This window comes from Flagellimonas zhangzhouensis (assembly GCF_900102925.1).
Classification (GTDB): domain Bacteria; phylum Bacteroidota; class Bacteroidia; order Flavobacteriales; family Flavobacteriaceae; genus Flagellimonas; species Flagellimonas zhangzhouensis.
Map to the genome: position 1 here is coordinate 33,507 of NZ_FNKI01000004.1, position 18,584 is coordinate 52,090.

Below are 18,584 nucleotides of genomic sequence, written 5' to 3' on the forward strand. Positions count from 1 at the left end.
TGCTACGACCAGAGAATTTCATATAAGGCAAAATCCTCCACCGTTCGTTTTAATTTTCTTAGACAAACATATAAACAGAATTGTAAGGAAGTTTTAAGTTGAAAATCAGAAGGTTTTCAGAAAGCCGATTTTGAAGTGGTGGGAGTTACTTTCAAAATAATAGGTAAGGTCATAGTCGTAGCGCTCGCAGATTTTTTTTACGATCGCTAGACCCAATCCAGTAGACTTGAATTGTTTGTTTTCCCGATAAAATCTATTGAATAATTTTTCAGGGTTTACAATGGCCTGTTTTCCTGTATTGGAGACGATGAGGCTATTGGTTTTGGTTATTAAAGATATGCTACCTTCTTCAATACAATATTTGATGGCATTGGTCATCAAATTATTTAAAAGAATATGGATTAGGTGCCTATCCGCTTCAATAACGATTTTATCTACAGGTTCATAACATATTTGCGTCAGCGAAAGCTCACGAAAATTTAAGACCAATTCATCCAATTCCTCATTAACATCTATTGTTTCAATATTTGAGAATTGCTCATTGTCTAGCTTTGTCAGTAAAACGAGCTTTTTGTTGAGCTGTTTTAATCTATTGATATCGTTTTTGAGGGAAGAGAGTTGCAAGAACTCTTTATTCTTGATAGTAGCTTCGTTTAAAAAACTTTCAATTTTAGTACCTATTATGGCAAGCGGCGTCTGCATCTCGTGGGAAACATCCTCTGTAAACTGCTTCAAGTTTTGATAATCGGCCTGAACCTTTTTAGTAAGGATAAGTACTTCTTTGTTAAGCTCTTCAAATTCAACAATTTCAGATTCTTCAAACACCATAGTTTCGTTACTCGTCAATGAAAATTTCTTCAATTTTTCGAGGCTTGAAAAAAAGGGCATCCATAATTTCGCATTATGTGATTTGTTTAGATAAAACAAAAAGATGAACACCAATAAAATGATAAGTAGGAATGTGAATACGATGGTCATTATAATTTCCTCCGTATCGATGAGCATATCCCGCACGGTTATTTTGTAATATTGACCATTGATGAGTTTAGTTTCAGACAATTGCCTGAAAAGTGCCGATTGCTGTTTTTTTGAATCGTAGATTAAGGTATCACTAAATTTAGATGATTGTGGAAAATCTACTTTTTTGCTTTCAATGATAGGGGGTACTGTGACTAATGAGTCAGTATTTGATATTATATTCTCAATATTTTCTTGGTCAGATAAGAGTTCTTCTTCGACCTCATTTTTCAAAAGATATTTCGTCAAAAAAAACAGCACAAAGGCACTCGCCAACAATAAAATTGAACTGGTAAGCAGGAAAGACTTGGAAGCCTTTCTGAGAAGCCTTATTTTTCTTTTATTTTTTTTCAATTATTCATCCATAAATCTATAACCGCTGCCATACACAGACTTGATGTATTTTGGTCCATTGACACCCAATTTTTTTCTTAGATTGGTAATGTGAACGTAAACAAAGTCAAAATTATTTAAAAGTTCACTATCATCGCCCCATAAATGTTCTGCGATTATCTCTCTGGAAAGCACACGAGCTTGATTGGTTATAAAAAATAATAGCAAATCATATTCTTTTCTCGTTAGAGTAACTGATTTGTCATTAATATAAATAAGCCTTGTTATTGTATTGATCTTAATTTCATTGAAAATAAGTGTATCATCACCTCCGAATTTGCCCCTTCTTAGTACAGCCTTTACTCTGGAGTTCAATTCGGCCAAATCAAAAGGTTTGGTAATATAATCATCTGCACCTAGATCGAGTCCCGCAAGTTTGTCTTCCAGTGAATTGTTTGCCGAGACGATAATGATCGCTGTTTTCTTGTGTTCCCTCTTAATCTTTCTCAATAAATCTAGACCGCTACCGGTAACAAGGTTTATATCGAGAATAATAACGTCATAATCATATATCTCTAATTTTTCAAGGGCTTCATAATAGTCCGATGCTACTTCGCATACATTCCCGTCTTGTTTTAAGTATCGGGCAATGGTTTGTTGAAGTTCTATTTCATCTTCCGCAATTAGAAATTTCATATCTATTTTGTTTAATTGTGCCTGACGAGGGAAAGGAAGATTAAAAGGACATTCTATATTCCTTTCCCTTTCAGGACTTTTTACCGATCAATTTTATTTAATAAATGTAGAGATAAAATCTTAAGACAAATGAAAGCAGCAGTCCATCAGCGATTTGAATTATAAGTGATACCCGATTTACTACTCAACAAATTTGTAACCCACCCCTTTACGAGTCTTGAAATGGTTCTCGCCGATTTTTTGACGTAATTTTGTTATGTGTACATCAATTGTTCTACCCTTTAGTGTCAAGTCATTTTCCCAAACTTTTTTTAATATTTCTTCTCTACTAAATACCTTTTCAGGTTCAGAAGCTAAAAGGAAAAGAAGCTCAAATTCTTTATGTGGCAGGTCAATTTCTTCTTCATCTTTATAGACTAAGAACTTTTCCCTATTTATTACAATATTACCACAGGTAATTATTTTTTGGGGAGGTAGCATTACTGTTTTACTTCCATTTTGAAGCCTTCTAAGAAGTGCATTTATACGGGATATAAGAACCTTTGGCTTAATCGGTTTTGTTATATAATCATCTGCTCCAACATCTAGTCCAGCTGCCTCAGAATAGTTTTCCCCCCTTGCAGTTAAAAAGGCGACAAGTGTATTTTTAAGTATTTTTGAATTTCTTATTTCATAACACGTCTCGATACCGTCCATTTCGGGCATCATTACATCCAATATAATGAGGTGTGGCCTCAATAATTTTGCATTGATGAGGCCTTCTCTGCCATTTTTAGCTGTATATACAATATAGCCTTCTGAAGCCAAAATATCACTGAGTAAATCGAGTATTTCGGCATCATCGTCAACTAATAAGATTTTCGTTTCATTCTTTTTCATTATGTTGTTAACTTTCATTCAGCCATACCGCCGTCTTAGGATAGCCAAGCATTATGTTTTTAACAGGCTCTAAAAAACATCGTATTTGATTCCGAAGGTTAAACGTGTGTTGTAAAATTCCACTTGTTGCGTGCGTTCTTTGACGCCTTGAAAATATCTAAGTGGTTGGTTCGTGATATTGTTCAGATCAGCATATACACGTAAATTCTTATTGATGGCATAAGTGGCATTAAAATCTAAAAAGAATTGACTATCGTAATACCGGTCTTCAAATTCGTTACCTCCCAGAACATCTATATATGAATCCGAGAAATTGGCAGATAACCTAGTAGTAAATTTGTTGCCGGTATAGGATAAGGAACTGTTGAAAAGATTAGGTGCAGATCCCGGAAGCTCAATATTTCCTCTCAAATCTCCATCACTATTGGTAACTCCGTTCGCCTTTGAATGTACATAAGTGTAATTTAAGTAGAGTCCAAAATTTTTGGCGAAACCCGGTAAAAAGTCAAGTTGCCTTTGCAAAGCAATTTCAGCACCCAAAATATTCGCATTATCTCCGTTTAATGGGCGAAAGGTTTTAAAGCCGTCATAGATTCCGCCTACCTGATTTCCAATTTTCGTATATATGAAGTCTTGAATCTTTTTATAGAATACACCGCCTGATAAAATACCAACACTGTTAAAGTAGTACTCTCCCATCAAATCAAAATTCATAGATGTTGAAGGATTGAGCTCGGCATTACCTCGGACAATCTCTTCATCTTCAATCAAAACATCTTCAAAAGGCACCACATCTACATAATTAGGCCTTGCCAATGTGTTTGTCCAGGCAAATCTCAATACTGTCTTTGAACTAAGGTCATATTTAAAATGTATACCCGGCATAATATTGGTATAGGAGCTTTTATTGGTCACTTCACCCACTAAGTCCTCTTCTCCAAGAATTTGGTTTCCCGTCGCTTCAATATTTGTATTCTCAACCCTTATTCCTACCAATACATTCAGAGATTCAGATAGTTGTTGGTTTGTCATAATGTATCCGGCATATACGTTTTCATTTACCTTATAATTCGCCCGCAAATATTCCGAAGGGATATTCTCTTGTGTAAATAAATTTGGATTATTCAAATCCAGGCTACCTAAAAATGTTGGGATTACAAATAAACCTGCGTTATATTGATCCCCCGCAAGAAAATCTGACTTGGTATAGTCTCTTGTGGGAACATCGGCCAAGGTTGAAAAATTCTGAGGATTTGCATCTGTTGGACTGTATTCGAAAAAATTGTTTCCCCTAGATTTATCTTTGAAACGTAGACGACCACCAAATTTTAATGTTCCTGATTCATTATCTAACATTTTTAATGGTAGTGTTACATTGGCAAAGACGTTATAATCCTCCTCTTGAGTAAGACCATATTGTTCTGAAATAACCTTAAGCCTAAACTGGTCTAAACTAGCATCGCTGGGAGTGGCAGCAGAAAATGACGGATATCTGGGATTAGATAAATCAGTATTTAGATTTACACTTCCAGTCCTGTACTCGGTGTAGCGCTCATTTGGTCGTTCTTCGGAGGCCTTTGCATAAGATGCCAACCAGTCAATTTTCACGTTGTTTAATAGATGTTCTCCACTTAAGGCGTAATTTTGAACCCGTTGATCTTCCAAACGGGTGTTTTTTATTCTACCGCCATCTATTCCGCCTTTGGTCTGCCTTCTCAATTGCCCTTCATATCCAGAAACGGTTTCAGTTCCATCAGCAAAAGTGGGTTTGATATTGGCAAATCTAAGTCTTAATCTATTTTCCCTGTCGTCGCGCCAGTTGTAAATGGTCTTTAGATAAATAGTGTTATTTTCATTGAATTTGTAGTCCAAATTGGCTGAAAAACTACGTCTTATACGTTGGATTAGATACGTTCTTAAATCAGATTCTTCTACAAAGGGACGCACTTCTATTTCCTCTCCGGAGACAGGACTTGTTGCCTTATTCTGCCAAACCGCTTCAACATTATCAGAACCAAATTGTGTGTCATAAATTGTAGTCGACACCATCCAACCAAACTTACCCAATTTGTCTCCAACTAATAGGGAACCATTGAGTATCCTTTTATTATTTATAAAATTTATTCCAGAACCTAAAGTAGTAGATAGCCTAAAGTTCCTGGGGCTTGATTTAGTTATTAAATTCACGGACCCTCCCAATGCGTCTGCATCCATATCCGGCGTAACTGCCTTGTTAACTTCTATTGTTTGTATCATATCCGAAGGTATCAAATCCATCTGTACATTTCTGTTATCTCCTTCTGCTGATGGTATTCTGCTTCCATTTAAAGTAACAGAATTCAGTTGTGGGGCAAGGCCACGAATAATAATATTTCGAGCCTCTCCTTGATCAACTTGCATTGTAATACCTGGGATTCGCTTTACGGCGTCACCTATATTTGCATCGGGAAATTTTCCTATTTGGTCTGTGGAAACAACATTGGTAATATTCAGATTATTTTTTTGAGTGTTAAGGGCCCTTGCTTGACCGCTAATTCCATAACCATATATTTCTACACCATCCAAAAGCATACTTTCGGAGGTAAGTGATATTCCCACGGTGGTAGTTTCATCTTCGGTAACAACAATATCCTTGTTGACATCAGAAAAGCCAAGGTATTTTACCGTTAAAGTATGATTGCCAGAAGGAACGGAAAGGAAGGTAAATTTTCCGTCAACATCAGATACTGTACCTTTATTCAGTTCTTTTATCACTACTGTTGCACCTGGAACGTAAATCCCATTTTCGTCAACAATAGTTCCTTGAATACTCCCATTTTGGCAGATTCCAAGACTTATCATAAAGCAAGTCAAAATCAAAGTAAAGATTATTTTCATTTTCGTGTATTTCAGGTTGATTATGCGATATTTGATTTTTTAAAAAAAGAACCCGTTTAAACATAGCGCCTTCGGTTGAAAATCTATTTTTTAGGCTAATTATGAAAACAAGTGATATGCACAAAATGGATTTTCGTTTTGCCATCATTATAAAAAATAAAGCGTTTAAACGGGTTCTCAATTTTATAACCTACTAATTAATTGATGGTAGGAAATGTATATCCTGTCCAAGCAAATGCCGAAACGTCAGCTCCGGTATTCCCAGCTACAACATTGATAGTTGCACCAACTTCATTTTTAATGTCCGTAGCATCCAATACACCAAAGACCGTCACATCAATAGTAAATAAAGGAGAACCAGGACCTGCACTGTCGGTAAGGTCTATAAAGTCAGCAGCAGTCCCAGCACTTTCGCCAGGTGCCGCCTGGATACCTACCAAGGCATTGGTAATAGTTCCTGCGCTTCCCCTTCTTATTTTAATCATATCCGAAAGTTCAACGGTGGATTGATGGATGAGAGTAATATCCGAAATGGTTGGGTTTGCCCTTGGAGTAGCATCATTGTTGTCAGCATTGCTATCTGCTTCAATACCTCGTGGATCAGAAGTAACATCATTATATCCATACTCACGTATGCCGTAAAGATTGCTAGCAGTACCCGTCCAACCATCCGTCCAGTCGAACATATCATCTTTTGCGTTTACTATGAGAATATTGGTAGCATTCACAGTTCCTCCAAAAAACTCCACACCGTCGTCATCACCATTATAAGCGGCGATATTATCTACTACAGTACCGCTTCCAACACCATAGAACGTAAACCCATTGAATTCTTGCTCTCCATTTATTCTTGCTCCTGAATATTCCACAATAACATATTTAATAGTTCCTGAAGAGTCATCCGAAACCGTACCTCCGTAGGTTAAGCCAACAACTTCTGCGGTTGCAGTCTCCCCTAAATTTATTGGGGCTCTACCTGCTATAATCAAACCGCCCCAGTCTCCCGGTCTTGGATTTGATGCTCCAGATGTCAATGTGATTGGATTTGAAGCTGTTCCCGAAGCATCGATTTTTCCATCTTGCTCCACTGCAATAAATACATTAGTACCACCCGCTTGCGCTTCTACTTTCGTGCCAGGTTCAATAGTTAAAGTTGCTCCTGGTTTTACTATCAAAGAACCTGATAAGGACCACGTTTGGTCGGCAGTTAAGGTTACATTTGATGTGACATCGCCCTTAAGGTCTGTCGGGTCTAGATCAGGGTCATCCTGTGCGGTAATCTGACCATCCTTTTGAGCAACTGGTGGTTGCGGATCGGTTGTGCTATCCGAGGAACAGGAAGTAGCAATTAAGGCGGCTGATACCAAACTCATTAAAAAAATTCTCTTTTTTTTCATCTTTTTTTGTTTTAATTATTGATTTAAAATTTATAGTTAATACCTAGGGATAAGACTATCCCTTTTTTGAAGTTGTTAATGATAGTTTTGTTTCCATTTATGTCTTTCTGGGTTAGTTGAAGTTCTGGGTCAAGAATGTTTTTTGCAGCAAAATTGACCCCTAAATGGGTTCCCAATTCTGATCTCACTACAAAATCCAATGTTGGGATACCAGTCTCAACAATATTTCCCTTTTGCCGAACGCCGATGGAATATATTCTATCGCTGAAATAGTTAAGAACCGCGGAAGCCATTATATCTGAATTGGATTTTTTTAATCTGTAAGTAAGGTCGGAATTCAAAAGAAGTGGAGAAGCTCCCTCTAACTGATCGTGCTGATTTGTAAAATTTGTGGATGGATCAGATAGATCCTGTTTTGAGTATAGGTAAGATGCGTTTAGTCCAGCGGAAAGATTATTTTGGGTTTCTCCGTTATCACTTTCCTTATCGAATATATTTTTTCTGATTTCCAGCTCTGCACCCGCTACATCTGCTTTATTACCCGAGTTTATATAGGATAATTGGTTAGCCGCTGAATTTACCTGTATCCTGTTGATAGGATTTATTATGCGCTTATAGAATCCTGTTAATGAAATGATTTCATCAGAACTCAAATAGTATTCATATTTAATATCGACATTGTAGTTATCTGAAGGTTTTAAACCGGGATTACCAAAACTTGCGAAGTTCACATCCTCATATAAAAATGGGGCAACCTCCTTAAATTGAGGGAAGGTATAGGTTTTGCTTCCCGCTAGCCTAAATATACTGCTCTCTGTTATGCTGTATTTAAGGTTAATGGAGGGTAGGAAGTAATTTTTTTTCAAAGTGGAAGGATCTACGTTTAAATCAAACTCACTTGAAGATAGGTTGGTGTTCCAATTTACATATTGGTTCACATTCTCATATCTGATTCCCGCAATCGCTGACAATTTATCGGTAAAAGAATACAAAAATTGGGCAAAGCCTGCGTGAACCGTTTTTTGGCCCTCATAAAAGAATGGGGTTAAAGGGTCAAAATCAGAACTAAAACCATTGTTTGTTACTAAACGAAAAGTACCATTTGACAGGTTTTCCTGATTGAAGAGGCCGTCTGGATTATCAATATCCACAACGGTAGGCGATGGGAAGTCGTGATTGAATTGTAGAAAGTTAAAATTGCGGTCGGTTTTTCTGAAATTATAACCAATTCGAAGATTCCCTTTTTTAGGAATGTTATCTGAATCCTCTCCAATTTTATAGTCCAAATAGGCTTTCCCAGTTACTTCATCTTCAGAAAGATCGGAAAAGAAGCGATGATTATAACTGGGTGTACCTGTGGCAACTTCATAATTATTGCCGTCAAAGACATAGGTGTTCTGCCTTCTGTCGGGTTCATTCCCACGAGTAAGATTATAGCCTGCATCAACGTTCAATCCTAATCTTTTGGAAATCTTAAAATCAAACAATAACTGGTTTACGAATAGGTTGTTATTGTTGACCTGTTGCCTTCTAATAAAAGCTGAATCGCCTTCTTCTTCTGAAATATTAGCAGACTGGCCGGTGTAATCGCCAACCGCTTGCGTATTGTTGTGAATATATAATGAGTTGTAGGTAACAGATCCTTTTTCGTCAAATCGATATACAAAATTCCCCATAAGTATTTGAGAAACATTGTAGTTGTATTTGGAAAATTTCAAGTCCCGTAGTGGTAGGCCTTGAGCATTTATAACTTTGGTATTGCCATTTTGATAGACATAGCGATTATCTAAACTGCCAATGATGAGGGCACTAAAGGAATCATTATTGTTAAAAGCAAACTTTTTGCCCAATTGGAGGGAAACAGAATTGTTTAATTGAAGGTTTTGAGAATTTGGACCATAAGAATTTTTGAAATCGTACGTACCCAAACTGGTAATCGGTACATTTTTGTCAATTCCGAACCCAAGAGGTTTAGCGCCATCTACAGTCAAAAACTGCTGATTTACGGCACGGGTGTTGAAACCGCTCCCAATTTTAATCCTTAAATCATCTTTCCCATATAGTTCTTTGGACACAATATCAATATTGGCTCCAGCCACATCACCGTAAATTTCCGTATCAAATGTCTTGCTGATACCAACACTATTAATGATATCTGAACTGAAAAAATCAAGGGCAATATTCTTGTATTCAGGATCTTCCGACGGCAGCGGAAGTCCATTGAGTGTTGATGAATTATACCGATCCCCTAAACCTCGAACAAAAACGTTTTTGACCCCTTCCTGTTTGCTTACCCCAGATACTTTGGTAACGGCAGATTCTGCATTGCCCACTCCCTTACGGGCCAGTTCTGCTGATCCTATAGCTGTCTTGATAGCGACGGCTTTCTTTTGTTCTAATAACAAGGCAACTTCAGAATCTTTTCGAGACACAGTGCTTATAACGACTTCATCCAGGGCCGCAGCACTTGCGCCCAGTGCTACATTTATTTCTGTTACCTTGTTAGCTATTACATTGACATTTGGAACCTCCAATGATTCGTAGCCCAGAAAACTAAAAACCAATGTATAAGAGCCAGGTTCAAGATTATCTAAAGAGTACAAGCCATCATAATCTGAAGTGGTTCCTTTAGAAGTTCCTTTAATCAGGATGTTTGCGAAGGGAAGAGGCTCTTCATTTACTTCTTTGTCTTGTATTAAACCAACTATAGAACCTTTAGATTGCTGGGCAAAACCGATAGAACTTATGCAGACAAAAAGTATAAGTAAAGAGTACTTTGAAAATGAGAAATTTTTCCAAGCGAAAGATGCCTGAAAAGTGTTATAAGTGAGTGTGAAAAATCGCTTCAACTTTGCCTATTTTTAAATTATGGTTCGAAACTATCGGGCAAATTGTAAGCAACTTTTAAGGAAATCTTAAATGGAAAGTGCGAGGGATTATTTTGAAGAGATTTGGGTATTTTAAACGATATTGATATATAAAAACTGACTTATCAAATTTGAAAATATAAAGGAGCAAATGTCAATAAAAACAGAGGTTTAAATGAATTTCATAATGAAAATAATAGCTTCAAAAATTAGATTAGAAAGTCAATATTATGTTTGGGTTAACCACCTATTAAGTCTGTGTTAACAACAAAAATCAAGTCTTTTGACCCGATTCTAGAAGAAGTAGCAATTAAGAATCTTGATCTGAATCTAAAAGTTGATGACCCTGTCTAGGGCATCATCTGCCTCTTTATGGATGAAGTTTGCTTGGTAATTTATTGTCGTAGTAACAGAGGAATGCCGAAATAGTTTTTGATGCATTTGTATGGGTATTTTATCGCCCGAAATATCACCAAAGCTATGCCTTGCTGGAAACGCCGGACATAGTATACCACCCACGCCGGGTTAAAGTGACCATAGCTGGCCGGACGAAAGTGACCCACCCTCGCCGGGTGAAAGTGGACCACCTTTTAGATTAGATCTATCTGTAAGAAGTCTAAGTGCTTTTTTTGTTAAAAAGCACCATGGCGAACAAGCAGATAGACATGCGAAAAACAAAACTGATTTACAAACTTTACACCTCCGGCACGAGCAAACGGGGGATAAGCCAACAATTGGGCATATCCCGTGTCACGGTCAGGAAGTACATAGAATTCTTCAAGCGGTACCGTTTTACGGCCTACGAAGTGGAGAAGATGACCTTGGAGGAACTCCACAACCTTTTTAAGGACGGGCAAAAGCGCAAGAGCCAACGTTTGCTGACCTTAAGGCAGTACTTTCCCTATTTTGACAAGGAAATAAGAAAGACCGGGGTTACCCGACAGTTGCTCTGGGAGGAATATTATGCCAAGCATCCCGATGGCTTCAAACTCTCACAGTTCAAGTACTGGTACGCCGAATGCGCAAGGAGACCTCGCCGGTAATGCACATGGAGCACAAGGCCGGCGACAAGCTCTTTATAGACTTCACGGGAAAGAAACTCCACATCGTTGACAGGGACACCGGTGAACTGAAGGAACTGGAGGTGTTCGTGTGTATACTCCGCAGCAGCCAATACACTTATGTAGAGGCCTGTGCAAGCCAAAAACTGGAGGACTTCATCCGCTGCACCGAGAACTCCCTATGGTTCTATGGCGGCGTACCAAAGGCCCTGGTGCCCGACAACCTGAAGTCGGCGGTTACCAAGAGCAGCCGTTACGAGCCCAAGGTCAACGAGGTCTTCGCCGACTTTGCCGAACACTACGAAACGGCAATACTGCCCACACGTACCTACAGGCCAAGGGACAAGGCCATAGTGGAGAACGCCGTGAAGATAATCTACACCAGGGTGTTCGCCCCTTTACGGAACCAGGTCTTCCATAGCATGGCCGATATCAACATCGCGATAAGGGAACTGTTGGAAAAACACAACGCAATGCCGTTCAGGGGAAGGGAATATTCCAGGTGTTCGCTTTTCATGGAAATCGAGAAGGGCGAACTGATGCCCCTGCCGGTGAAGCGCTATGAGGTAAAACGTTATGCCCAGGCCACCGTGCACAAGAACAGCCATATCTATTTTGGGAAGGACAAGCATTATTACAGCGTGCCATACAGACATATCGGCAAACAGGTCAAGCTGGTCTATACCGACAATATCGTCGAGATCTACCATAAGCACGAAAGGTTCGCCGTACATACAAGGGACAGGAAAAAATACGGCTATACCACCTTGGCCGACCATATGCCCTCGCACCACAGGTTCGTAAGCGAATGGAGCAGTGAAAGGTTCATCGATTGGGCGGGCAATATCGGCGGACACTGTAAAGGGTACATCATTGCCATCCTGGAGAAGAAGCAGCACCCGGAACAATCCTATAAGTCCTGCCTGGGCGTACTCCACCTTGCCAAAAAGTACGGAAGGGAACGTCTTGACAGTGCGTGCAAACGTGCCTCGGAATATGGTGCGTACAATTACAATATGGTCGAGCGCATCCTGAAAAAGGGGTGGGACCAGATCGATGACCGTAATGATGAAGGAACGAAAATGCCCGAACACAAGAACATAAGGGGCGGAAAATACTATGAATAAAAACACTTAAAACTGGACATATGAACGAAAAAACAATGCAATTGATGAAAGAAATGAGGCTCTATGGAATGCACAGGGCCTTTACCACAACAATGGAGACCGGCGCTCCGTCCACCGGTTACACCAACGATGAACTGATCGCCTATCTCATCCAGAGCGAATGGGACGACCGGCACAACCGTAGGATAGAGCGATTGACCAAGTCCGCAAGGTTCAGGTATGCGGCCGTCATGGAAGCTATCGACTACCGACCGTCACGCCAACTGGACAAGAACCTGGTCCGGCGACTAGGCTCTTGCGACTTCATCCCAAAATGGGAGAACATACTTATTACCGGTAGTACCGGTGTGGGAAAAAGTTATCTGGCCTCGGCCATCGGCCACCAGGCCTGCTCCTTGGGGCGAAAGGTCATGTACTTCAACACCGCCAAGCTCTTTACCCTGCTCAAGACATCAAAGGCCGACGGTTCCTATCCAAAACAGATAAACAAACTTGAAAAACAGGACTTGCTCATCTTGGACGACTTCGGCCTTAAACCATTGGACAACATCAACAGGCATGCGCTTATGGAGATCATCGAGGACCGTCACGGCAAAAGGTCCACTATTATAGCATCACAACTACCAGTCGAAGTATGGCATGACATCATAGGTGAAAAAACACTGGCCGATGCCATCCTCGACCGTTTGGTGCACACGGCACACAGAATCGACATAAAAGGAGAATCAATGAGAAGAAAATTGAAAAATAAAAACTAAGTTTAACCCAAGGATAGATCAAATCTACGCAGTTCGTTTACCCTGGTCAGTTTCATCCGGCGAAGGTGGGTCACTTTACCCGGCTTATCCACATCATAGGGGAGAATGCCATCTTTACCTATAGACAGTATCAGGAATTTGATGCTACCATGTCCCATTTGGAACGGATCGAGTATTCCATTGCCATGCGCCTGCGGCCCAAATTGATGACGGCGAGTGCCGCCATCATGGCCTTGATCCCCTTGGCCTTGGGAATAGGGGCAGGTGCACAGTTGCACCAACCCCTTGCCATTGCGGTGATCGGTGGGTTGCTTTTTGCCTTGCCCCTGCTATTGGTCGTATTACCGATTATCCTCAAGTATCTAAAGGAATAGGGATGCCGTTTGTTTTTAAAGGGAGTTGATAAAGGCCAGAAGGGCATTGCGGTCCGTAGCCGAAAGCTCCTTAAAGGCTTGTTTGGAGGCTTCTGCTTCCCCACCGTGCCACAAAATGGCTTCGGTAATGTTCTTGGCCCGGCCATCGTGCAAAAGGTCCATATGGCCATTAACGACCTGGGTCAAACCTATGCCCCATAAGGGTCTGGTTTTCCATTCGTTCCCATCGGCCAGATAATCAGGCCGATGGTCCGCAAGTCCCTCACCCATGTCGTGCAAAAGTAAATCGGTATAGGGATAGATGGTCTGGTTGCCCAGACCAGGAATGCTACTGGGTCCTGTTTGCATTTTGGGAATGTGACAACTGGCACAGGCAATGGAACTGAACAATTGTTCCCCTTTTTGGACCGTTGCTTGGTCGATGCCGCGGGCCGCAGGCACCCCTAATGTTTTGCAATAGAAAACGACTTGTTCCACTATCTCATCACTCAATTCAGGGTCGTCCCCTAAACCATCATCACCGTTGGCCTGTCCATGACCGGTTTCCTTTGGGAAAAAGGAGGTGGTGATACCCATATCATGGTTGTAGGCGGCCACACATTGTTCCAATATGGAAGAGGTATTGGCCTTCCATCCAAACCGACCGATCTGCATGGTTTGCGTTTCAATGTCATAGACATAGTTCGCTTTGCCCGAAATGCCGTCCCCATCCGAATCGTTAATGTCCTCATGGGTCAAAAGAGTCGCTTCCGGGATGGCTTCCAAGAGACCCAATCCAAAAACAGGAGGGGCTAACCGTGGGGAGAAAAGCACATTGGACGGTATCTCGATATAGCTATCGATGATGGTGTATATGGGCTGTTGCAGCGTTACACTGGAACCATCGGCCAATGTTTCGACCAATGGGGTATAAGTTACCTCAAATCGAGCTTCCGCCTCATAACCAAATATGGCTTGGTTCTGGATCTGTGTGCCAAAGCCTGGAAGGGGAACTGCACCCCCGAATCCATCTTGTCCGGGCACACTTGCCCTAAGGAAAAACCCACTGAGACCATTGATGTCAGCGGGAAAGCGTGATCTTCCGTCACGGGGATGACAGGATACGCAGGAGGAATTGTTGAAAATGGGTCCGATACCCCCGTTGACCTGTGCAGGGGCGGTCACGAATGCAGCCTCGAATTGAAAGTCACCATCCAGATGTTGATCCAATTCTGTTCCGGACAAGGCCGGGGAGGGCGTACTGAAAGCATTACTGGAAGTCAAAAAGACGGTTGTCTCGCCTCCTGCATTGATTCGTCCGGGATCCGTTTCGATGGCCACATATCCGTTGTCGCCCTCTTTTGAACACCCAATTGAAAGAAATGTACAGGCTACCATAACGAGTAACCTGTACATCACTTGCCGTTTCTTATCCGACCCGTACTGCATTTTGAATTCCTTTTTTTTAAAGATTTGAAATAGCGGGCAGAATCCTGCTTTCCAATAGCGTGAGAAGTTCCAAGACCTTTTCCTGTGCGTTTTCAACTTCGGACCTATTGTCGACAATGGCGTCTGTAAAGGTCCCTGGGATAGCTTCAATGGATGTAATTCCTGCGGTAATGGCAGCCTTTACCTCGGCATCCAGGCCGGCATCCACGGTAACTATGACATCCGTGATGCCCTTTCCGGAATTACCGTCATAATCTCCCAGATAAATGTTCTGGATACTTCTGATATTGTTGGCAAAATCCAATTTGGAATTGTTGCTGAACCGGGACTCCTCTGCCTCTGGTTTGGCACTCCCGTTATTTCCGTTCAATGGCTCTTCTATCTTTCCATTGGCCACTTCATCTGCAATGATGGCAAGCCCTTCCACGATTTCCTGCAAAGCGTCCTTCTGGGATGTATAGATGGAGCCACTTTCCCCGGCCAGGATAAAATTGGCCGCAAAGTTGTCCCCTGACGATGTCCAACCGTCGTAAAGTTGTGCTGTTTTTTCCTTTAGGTTCTGTGTGACCGCCTGTAGGTATTCAATTTCCCTATCTGTAAGTTCGGCAGCTGTTTTGTCCCCGTCAAGTCCCCAAATGAAATATTCGATCGTATGGAAACCTCGTGCTTCATTATTGCTCTCCAAAAGACTTGAGGTGATGGGGTTGCCACTATTTAGAATATTGTTGATAGCATTGACATCAACGGGCCAGGAGTCGATGGCAGGGTCAATGCCTTCCGTGTCCACCGGTCCATATAAAAAGCCTTCGGTTTTTTCCCAAGGTGCACGGGTATCTTGCCAGGCCTCCTTAAGGGCCGAAAAGGTCGTTTCATCCCCAATGGTGATGGTAGCCGAAAGATCGTTCATGGCAGAGGCATTGGTCGATAGGTCAAAATACGTTTGGGTGATGACATCCACGGAAAGGTCGGTCAAAACTTCGGTATAGAGTTCTGCTGAGGTATCGATGGTTTCGGTATCAGCGGAATTGTCACTGCAGGATGCCAATCCCATAAGGCCAAAAGTGCTAAGAATAGCAATTGTCTTGTTAAGTTTCATAATTATTGGTGTTTTCTGTTACATTAAAATTTATATCCGATTCCAGTGGCAAAAATGCGTTCATGTTGCTTTTTGCCAGTATATTCCAAAGTTGTTCGATCATAGTTTTCAGAACCCAATCGTCTATCGACATAATGGGCCTTGAGGACTATGTTTTTGTGTACAAACCAGTTGAATCCCCCTGTTATGGTATTTCGTTCCCATCTTGGATTGTCCACTATACTGCCTTCCACATCGTACATGGTATCATAAAAATCGTATCTCATGAAGGGATAAAGCAGTTGTTTGGATTTTGGTGCAAGCATGGACAGGATGTTGTACCCCGCTTCCACCGAGAAGCCCAAGGCATTTTTTCCGACCGGGGTCCGTTTGGCACCCAGCTTGTTGGATAGGTTTGCATTCTTTTGGGAAACGATGTTCGAATTTTCCAGATTGCCATATAAGGCAATCGCATTGAAACGTAGATTGTTCTCGTTATAGGTGATATGGGCCTCTACGATACTGACATAGGCACTTTCCTCCATGTCGTTTTTTGGTCGGTTGGCAGCGGCATCGTTCAAATATCCTGCTATGCCCACATAGGTATCCTCATGGGTCCCAAATTTATAGTCTATCCTTCCGGCAAAGGCCAAGGATCCGGCATTGACCAAATCAAATTTGGTCTGGTAACCATTCTTGATCCATCTCCTTGACGAGAACCCACTGGCGTCCAAACCGCTTACTATATAGGCACGGTAATTGAACCGCTTGGCAAATGTCCCATAGAATTCCAAACCATTTTCATACCAACCCAAGGGTAAGATCTCATTTTCCATTTCTTGCCGATAAGTGGTGAAATAGGAGGTAGGTTCATCCAAGCTCTGGTGTAGGCCGAAATACATCTTCATCCTTCCTACCCTCATATTGAAATAGGGAACCATCTGGAAATTGATATGGGCTTGTTCCAATTTGACTTCACCACCCTTTTCGATCTCTTGTTCAAATTCTCCGAATTCCTCCTGCGTATCGTATTCGATTGTAGCGCCAGTGCCCCCATGCTCAAACTCGATCTCGGATTTAAAACTGATTTTATCTGTAAAATGGTAGTATAAATACAGGTTTAGCCTTTCAGGGTCAAATTTGCTTTTGTAGTTGGGGTCGGTGTCATAATCGTTGTTATAGTAGTTCACAACACTATACCCTTTTAAAGTAAAGTTGCTCCATCGCAATAGCTGATCCTCCTTTGCCTCTCCTTCGTCACTTTTAAGTTCTTCCAGGATTTCCTTTTTGAGTTGCGCCTTTAGTTCTTGGATTGTAATGGAATCTGTTTCCTGTGAAATGGCTACCTGTACTATTAATATTGCAGCAGCTATGAGGAGTTTTTGTAGTTTCAATTTTTGTATTTATTTAGACTTAGTTAAGATAATTTTGGCAAATTTAATTTTAATTAGATTTAATACAAATAACAAGAAGGATATTTTCTGGAAAATTTTAAGGATAGTTCTGGGAGGGTCTCTTAGTAATACATTAAAAAATATAGTGGTGAATTTAGAGTAGCGGTTCACCTTTCAATAAACTTAATTCTCAAGTTGACAGTAATTTTTTGCTGCAAACAATCGAATAGGTATAATGTTTACCATTCTGTTACTACAATTTAGAAAGAGAGATCTCACCTATCTGTTTTTGGTTTGGTACTAAATTTTTTTTGTGCCAAGGATAAATGCAAAATCTTAACCAATTAAGGGTAGATTTTACTATAACATCAATTCAACATTTTTTTAGTACTTTAAACAAATCATTGGAGGTCAAATTGTATCCTCCAGAGCTCGTTTTTGGGTTTGTTGTGCAAATAGGTGTACAAGCGTTAAAAAGTGATGTAAATAATTAATATACAGTGTATTGGCTTTCCTATCATAGGTCTGCCACCCCGACAAAAAAAACCACTGAGAAATCAGTGGTTTTTTTGTTTATATACCAATTGGCTCCTCAGTTCTTAAGAATACTTATACTTTCCAACGAGGGTCATGTCTATTTTTTATCAAAATTCCCTAATTTATTGATATAGAGTTATATTTAGTTTTCTAAACTTCAATCACATAAATTAATCCCGCAATATGCGGACAAAAAACAAACAAATGAAAACTATCAAAACGCTATTATCATTGGCATTATTTACCTTAATGTTCCATGCAGGCTATTCTCAAAACGTTTCCGAAATGACAAAGGATTGGGAACGAGCCAAAGCCTACACTTTGGAGTATTTAGATGCTATGCCCGCAGATAAATTTGATTTTAAACCAACCCCTGAAATAAGATCTTTTGCGGAGCAAATGTTGCATATCACCGATGCCAATTATGGGTTTATAGCTGCAATTGCAGGTATCGAAAGTCCAGTAGGGATGGGGGAGTCTGAAAAAAGCACCGATACCTCTAAAGAGAATGTGACCAAATTAGTGAGTGCTGGTTACGATTTTGTAATCGAAGGAATCAAAGGAATGAGCGACGCTGAACTTTCAGAGAACATTACCTTATTTGGGCAGTTTGAAATGTCCAAAGCCCAAGCATTGGCAAAAACCTTCGAGCACCAAACCCATCACAGGGGACAGAGTACAATTTACATCCGAATGGCAGGGGTAAAACCTCCGAATGAAAAACTCTTTTAGGAATACGAATATCGTTTCGATTCTTCTTTAAG

14 protein-coding genes and 1 pseudogene are annotated in these 18,584 nt (G+C 40.7%); 5 read left to right on the forward strand and 10 right to left on the reverse strand.

What is annotated here, in order from left to right:
- Positions 1–105 precede the first annotated feature (105 nt).
- The 7 genes and pseudogenes from BLQ18_RS14740 to BLQ18_RS17115 form a co-directional block, all read right to left on the reverse strand.
- Positions 106–1,371 carry a sensor histidine kinase gene (locus tag BLQ18_RS14740; protein ID WP_470303229.1) on the reverse strand — a complete coding sequence of 422 codons (1,266 nt, stop codon included), beginning with the start codon at positions 1,369–1,371 and terminating at the stop codon, positions 106–108.
- Positions 1,372–2,046: a response regulator transcription factor gene (locus tag BLQ18_RS14745; protein ID WP_090298330.1), complete on the reverse strand. Its 675-nt coding sequence runs from the start codon at positions 2,044–2,046 to the stop codon at positions 1,372–1,374.
- Between the two features lie 180 nt (positions 2,047–2,226).
- Positions 2,227–2,925 carry a response regulator transcription factor gene (locus BLQ18_RS14750; RefSeq protein WP_090298596.1) on the reverse strand — a complete coding sequence of 233 codons (699 nt, stop codon included), beginning with the start codon at positions 2,923–2,925 and terminating at the stop codon, positions 2,227–2,229.
- Positions 2,926–2,994: 69 nt separating this feature from the next.
- A complete protein-coding gene (locus BLQ18_RS14755) occupies positions 2,995–5,802 on the reverse strand; it encodes a TonB-dependent receptor (protein ID WP_175443781.1) in 2,808 nt (935 codons plus the stop codon).
- A 197-nt stretch (positions 5,803–5,999) separates the two neighbouring features.
- A complete protein-coding gene (locus BLQ18_RS14760; RefSeq protein WP_090298337.1) occupies positions 6,000–7,199 on the reverse strand; it encodes a hypothetical protein in 1,200 nt (399 codons plus the stop codon).
- Between the two features lie 23 nt (positions 7,200–7,222).
- Positions 7,223–10,048, reverse strand: a complete 2,826-nt coding sequence (locus tag BLQ18_RS14765) for a TonB-dependent receptor (protein ID WP_090298340.1) — start codon at positions 10,046–10,048, stop codon at positions 7,223–7,225.
- A gap of 348 nt (positions 10,049–10,396) precedes the next feature.
- Positions 10,397–10,555: pseudogene (locus BLQ18_RS17115) on the reverse strand (site-specific integrase); the annotation flags it as partial.
- 155 nt (positions 10,556–10,710) lie between these two features.
- Between BLQ18_RS17115 and BLQ18_RS17120 the strand changes: the two are divergent.
- The 4 genes from BLQ18_RS17120 to BLQ18_RS16910 all read left to right on the forward strand — a co-directional run bounded on the left by BLQ18_RS17120 (position 10,711) and on the right by BLQ18_RS16910 (position 13,386).
- Positions 10,711–11,109: a hypothetical protein gene (locus BLQ18_RS17120; protein WP_245668143.1), complete on the forward strand. Its 399-nt coding sequence runs from the start codon at positions 10,711–10,713 to the stop codon at positions 11,107–11,109.
- A complete protein-coding gene (gene istA / locus BLQ18_RS14775) occupies positions 11,085–12,254 on the forward strand; it encodes an IS21 family transposase (protein ID WP_245668144.1) in 1,170 nt (389 codons plus the stop codon). The genes BLQ18_RS17120 and istA overlap by 25 nt, the downstream gene beginning before the upstream one ends.
- 20 nt (positions 12,255–12,274) lie before the next feature.
- Positions 12,275–13,012, forward strand: coding sequence for an IS21-like element helper ATPase IstB (gene istB, locus BLQ18_RS14780; protein WP_090298345.1), 738 nt, complete (start codon positions 12,275–12,277; stop codon positions 13,010–13,012).
- 65 nt (positions 13,013–13,077) lie between these two features.
- On the forward strand, positions 13,078–13,386 hold the full coding sequence (locus BLQ18_RS16910; RefSeq protein ID WP_245668145.1) for an efflux RND transporter permease subunit: 309 nt from the start codon (positions 13,078–13,080) through the stop codon (positions 13,384–13,386).
- A gap of 15 nt (positions 13,387–13,401) precedes the next feature.
- On the opposite strand, the gene BLQ18_RS14790 is transcribed toward BLQ18_RS16910, so the two are convergent.
- From BLQ18_RS14790 to BLQ18_RS14800, 3 genes are read right to left on the reverse strand one after another with little or no spacing between them, the layout of a single operon-like run.
- Complete coding sequence (locus BLQ18_RS14790; RefSeq protein ID WP_090298598.1) at positions 13,402–14,781, reverse strand: di-heme oxidoreductase family protein; 1,380 nt, start codon at positions 14,779–14,781, stop codon at positions 13,402–13,404.
- 49 nt (positions 14,782–14,830) lie between these two features.
- Positions 14,831–15,910: an imelysin family protein gene (locus BLQ18_RS14795; RefSeq protein WP_090298351.1), complete on the reverse strand. Its 1,080-nt coding sequence runs from the start codon at positions 15,908–15,910 to the stop codon at positions 14,831–14,833.
- 23 nt (positions 15,911–15,933) lie between these two features.
- Positions 15,934–17,283 carry a porin gene (locus tag BLQ18_RS14800; protein WP_245668146.1) on the reverse strand — a complete coding sequence of 450 codons (1,350 nt, stop codon included), beginning with the start codon at positions 17,281–17,283 and terminating at the stop codon, positions 15,934–15,936.
- 741 nt (positions 17,284–18,024) lie between these two features.
- Here BLQ18_RS14800 and BLQ18_RS14805 point away from each other — a divergent pair.
- On the forward strand, positions 18,025–18,552 hold the full coding sequence (locus BLQ18_RS14805; RefSeq protein ID WP_090298602.1) for a DinB family protein: 528 nt from the start codon (positions 18,025–18,027) through the stop codon (positions 18,550–18,552).
- Positions 18,553–18,584: the final 32 nt, after the last annotated feature.

Coding starts and splice junctions, on each gene's coding strand:
- BLQ18_RS14795 (WP_090298351.1), bottom strand. CDS start 15,910: ATGAAACTTAACAAGACAATTGCTATTCTTAGCACTTTTGGCCTTATG.
- BLQ18_RS14755 (WP_175443781.1), bottom strand. CDS start 5,802: ATGAAAATAATCTTTACTTTGATTTTGACTTGCTTTATGATAAGTCTT.
- BLQ18_RS17120 (WP_245668143.1), top strand. CDS start 10,711: ATGGCGAACAAGCAGATAGACATGCGAAAAACAAAACTGATTTACAAA.
- istA (WP_245668144.1), top strand. CDS start 11,085: ATGCGCAAGGAGACCTCGCCGGTAATGCACATGGAGCACAAGGCCGGC.
- BLQ18_RS14745 (WP_090298330.1), bottom strand. CDS start 2,046: ATGAAATTTCTAATTGCGGAAGATGAAATAGAACTTCAACAAACCATT.
- BLQ18_RS14760 (WP_090298337.1), bottom strand. CDS start 7,199: ATGAAAAAAAAGAGAATTTTTTTAATGAGTTTGGTATCAGCCGCCTTA.
- BLQ18_RS14750 (WP_090298596.1), bottom strand. CDS start 2,925: ATGAAAAAGAATGAAACGAAAATCTTATTAGTTGACGATGATGCCGAA.
- istB (WP_090298345.1), top strand. CDS start 12,275: ATGAACGAAAAAACAATGCAATTGATGAAAGAAATGAGGCTCTATGGA.
- BLQ18_RS14790 (WP_090298598.1), bottom strand. CDS start 14,781: ATGTACAGGTTACTCGTTATGGTAGCCTGTACATTTCTTTCAATTGGG.
- BLQ18_RS14805 (WP_090298602.1), top strand. CDS start 18,025: ATGAAAACTATCAAAACGCTATTATCATTGGCATTATTTACCTTAATG.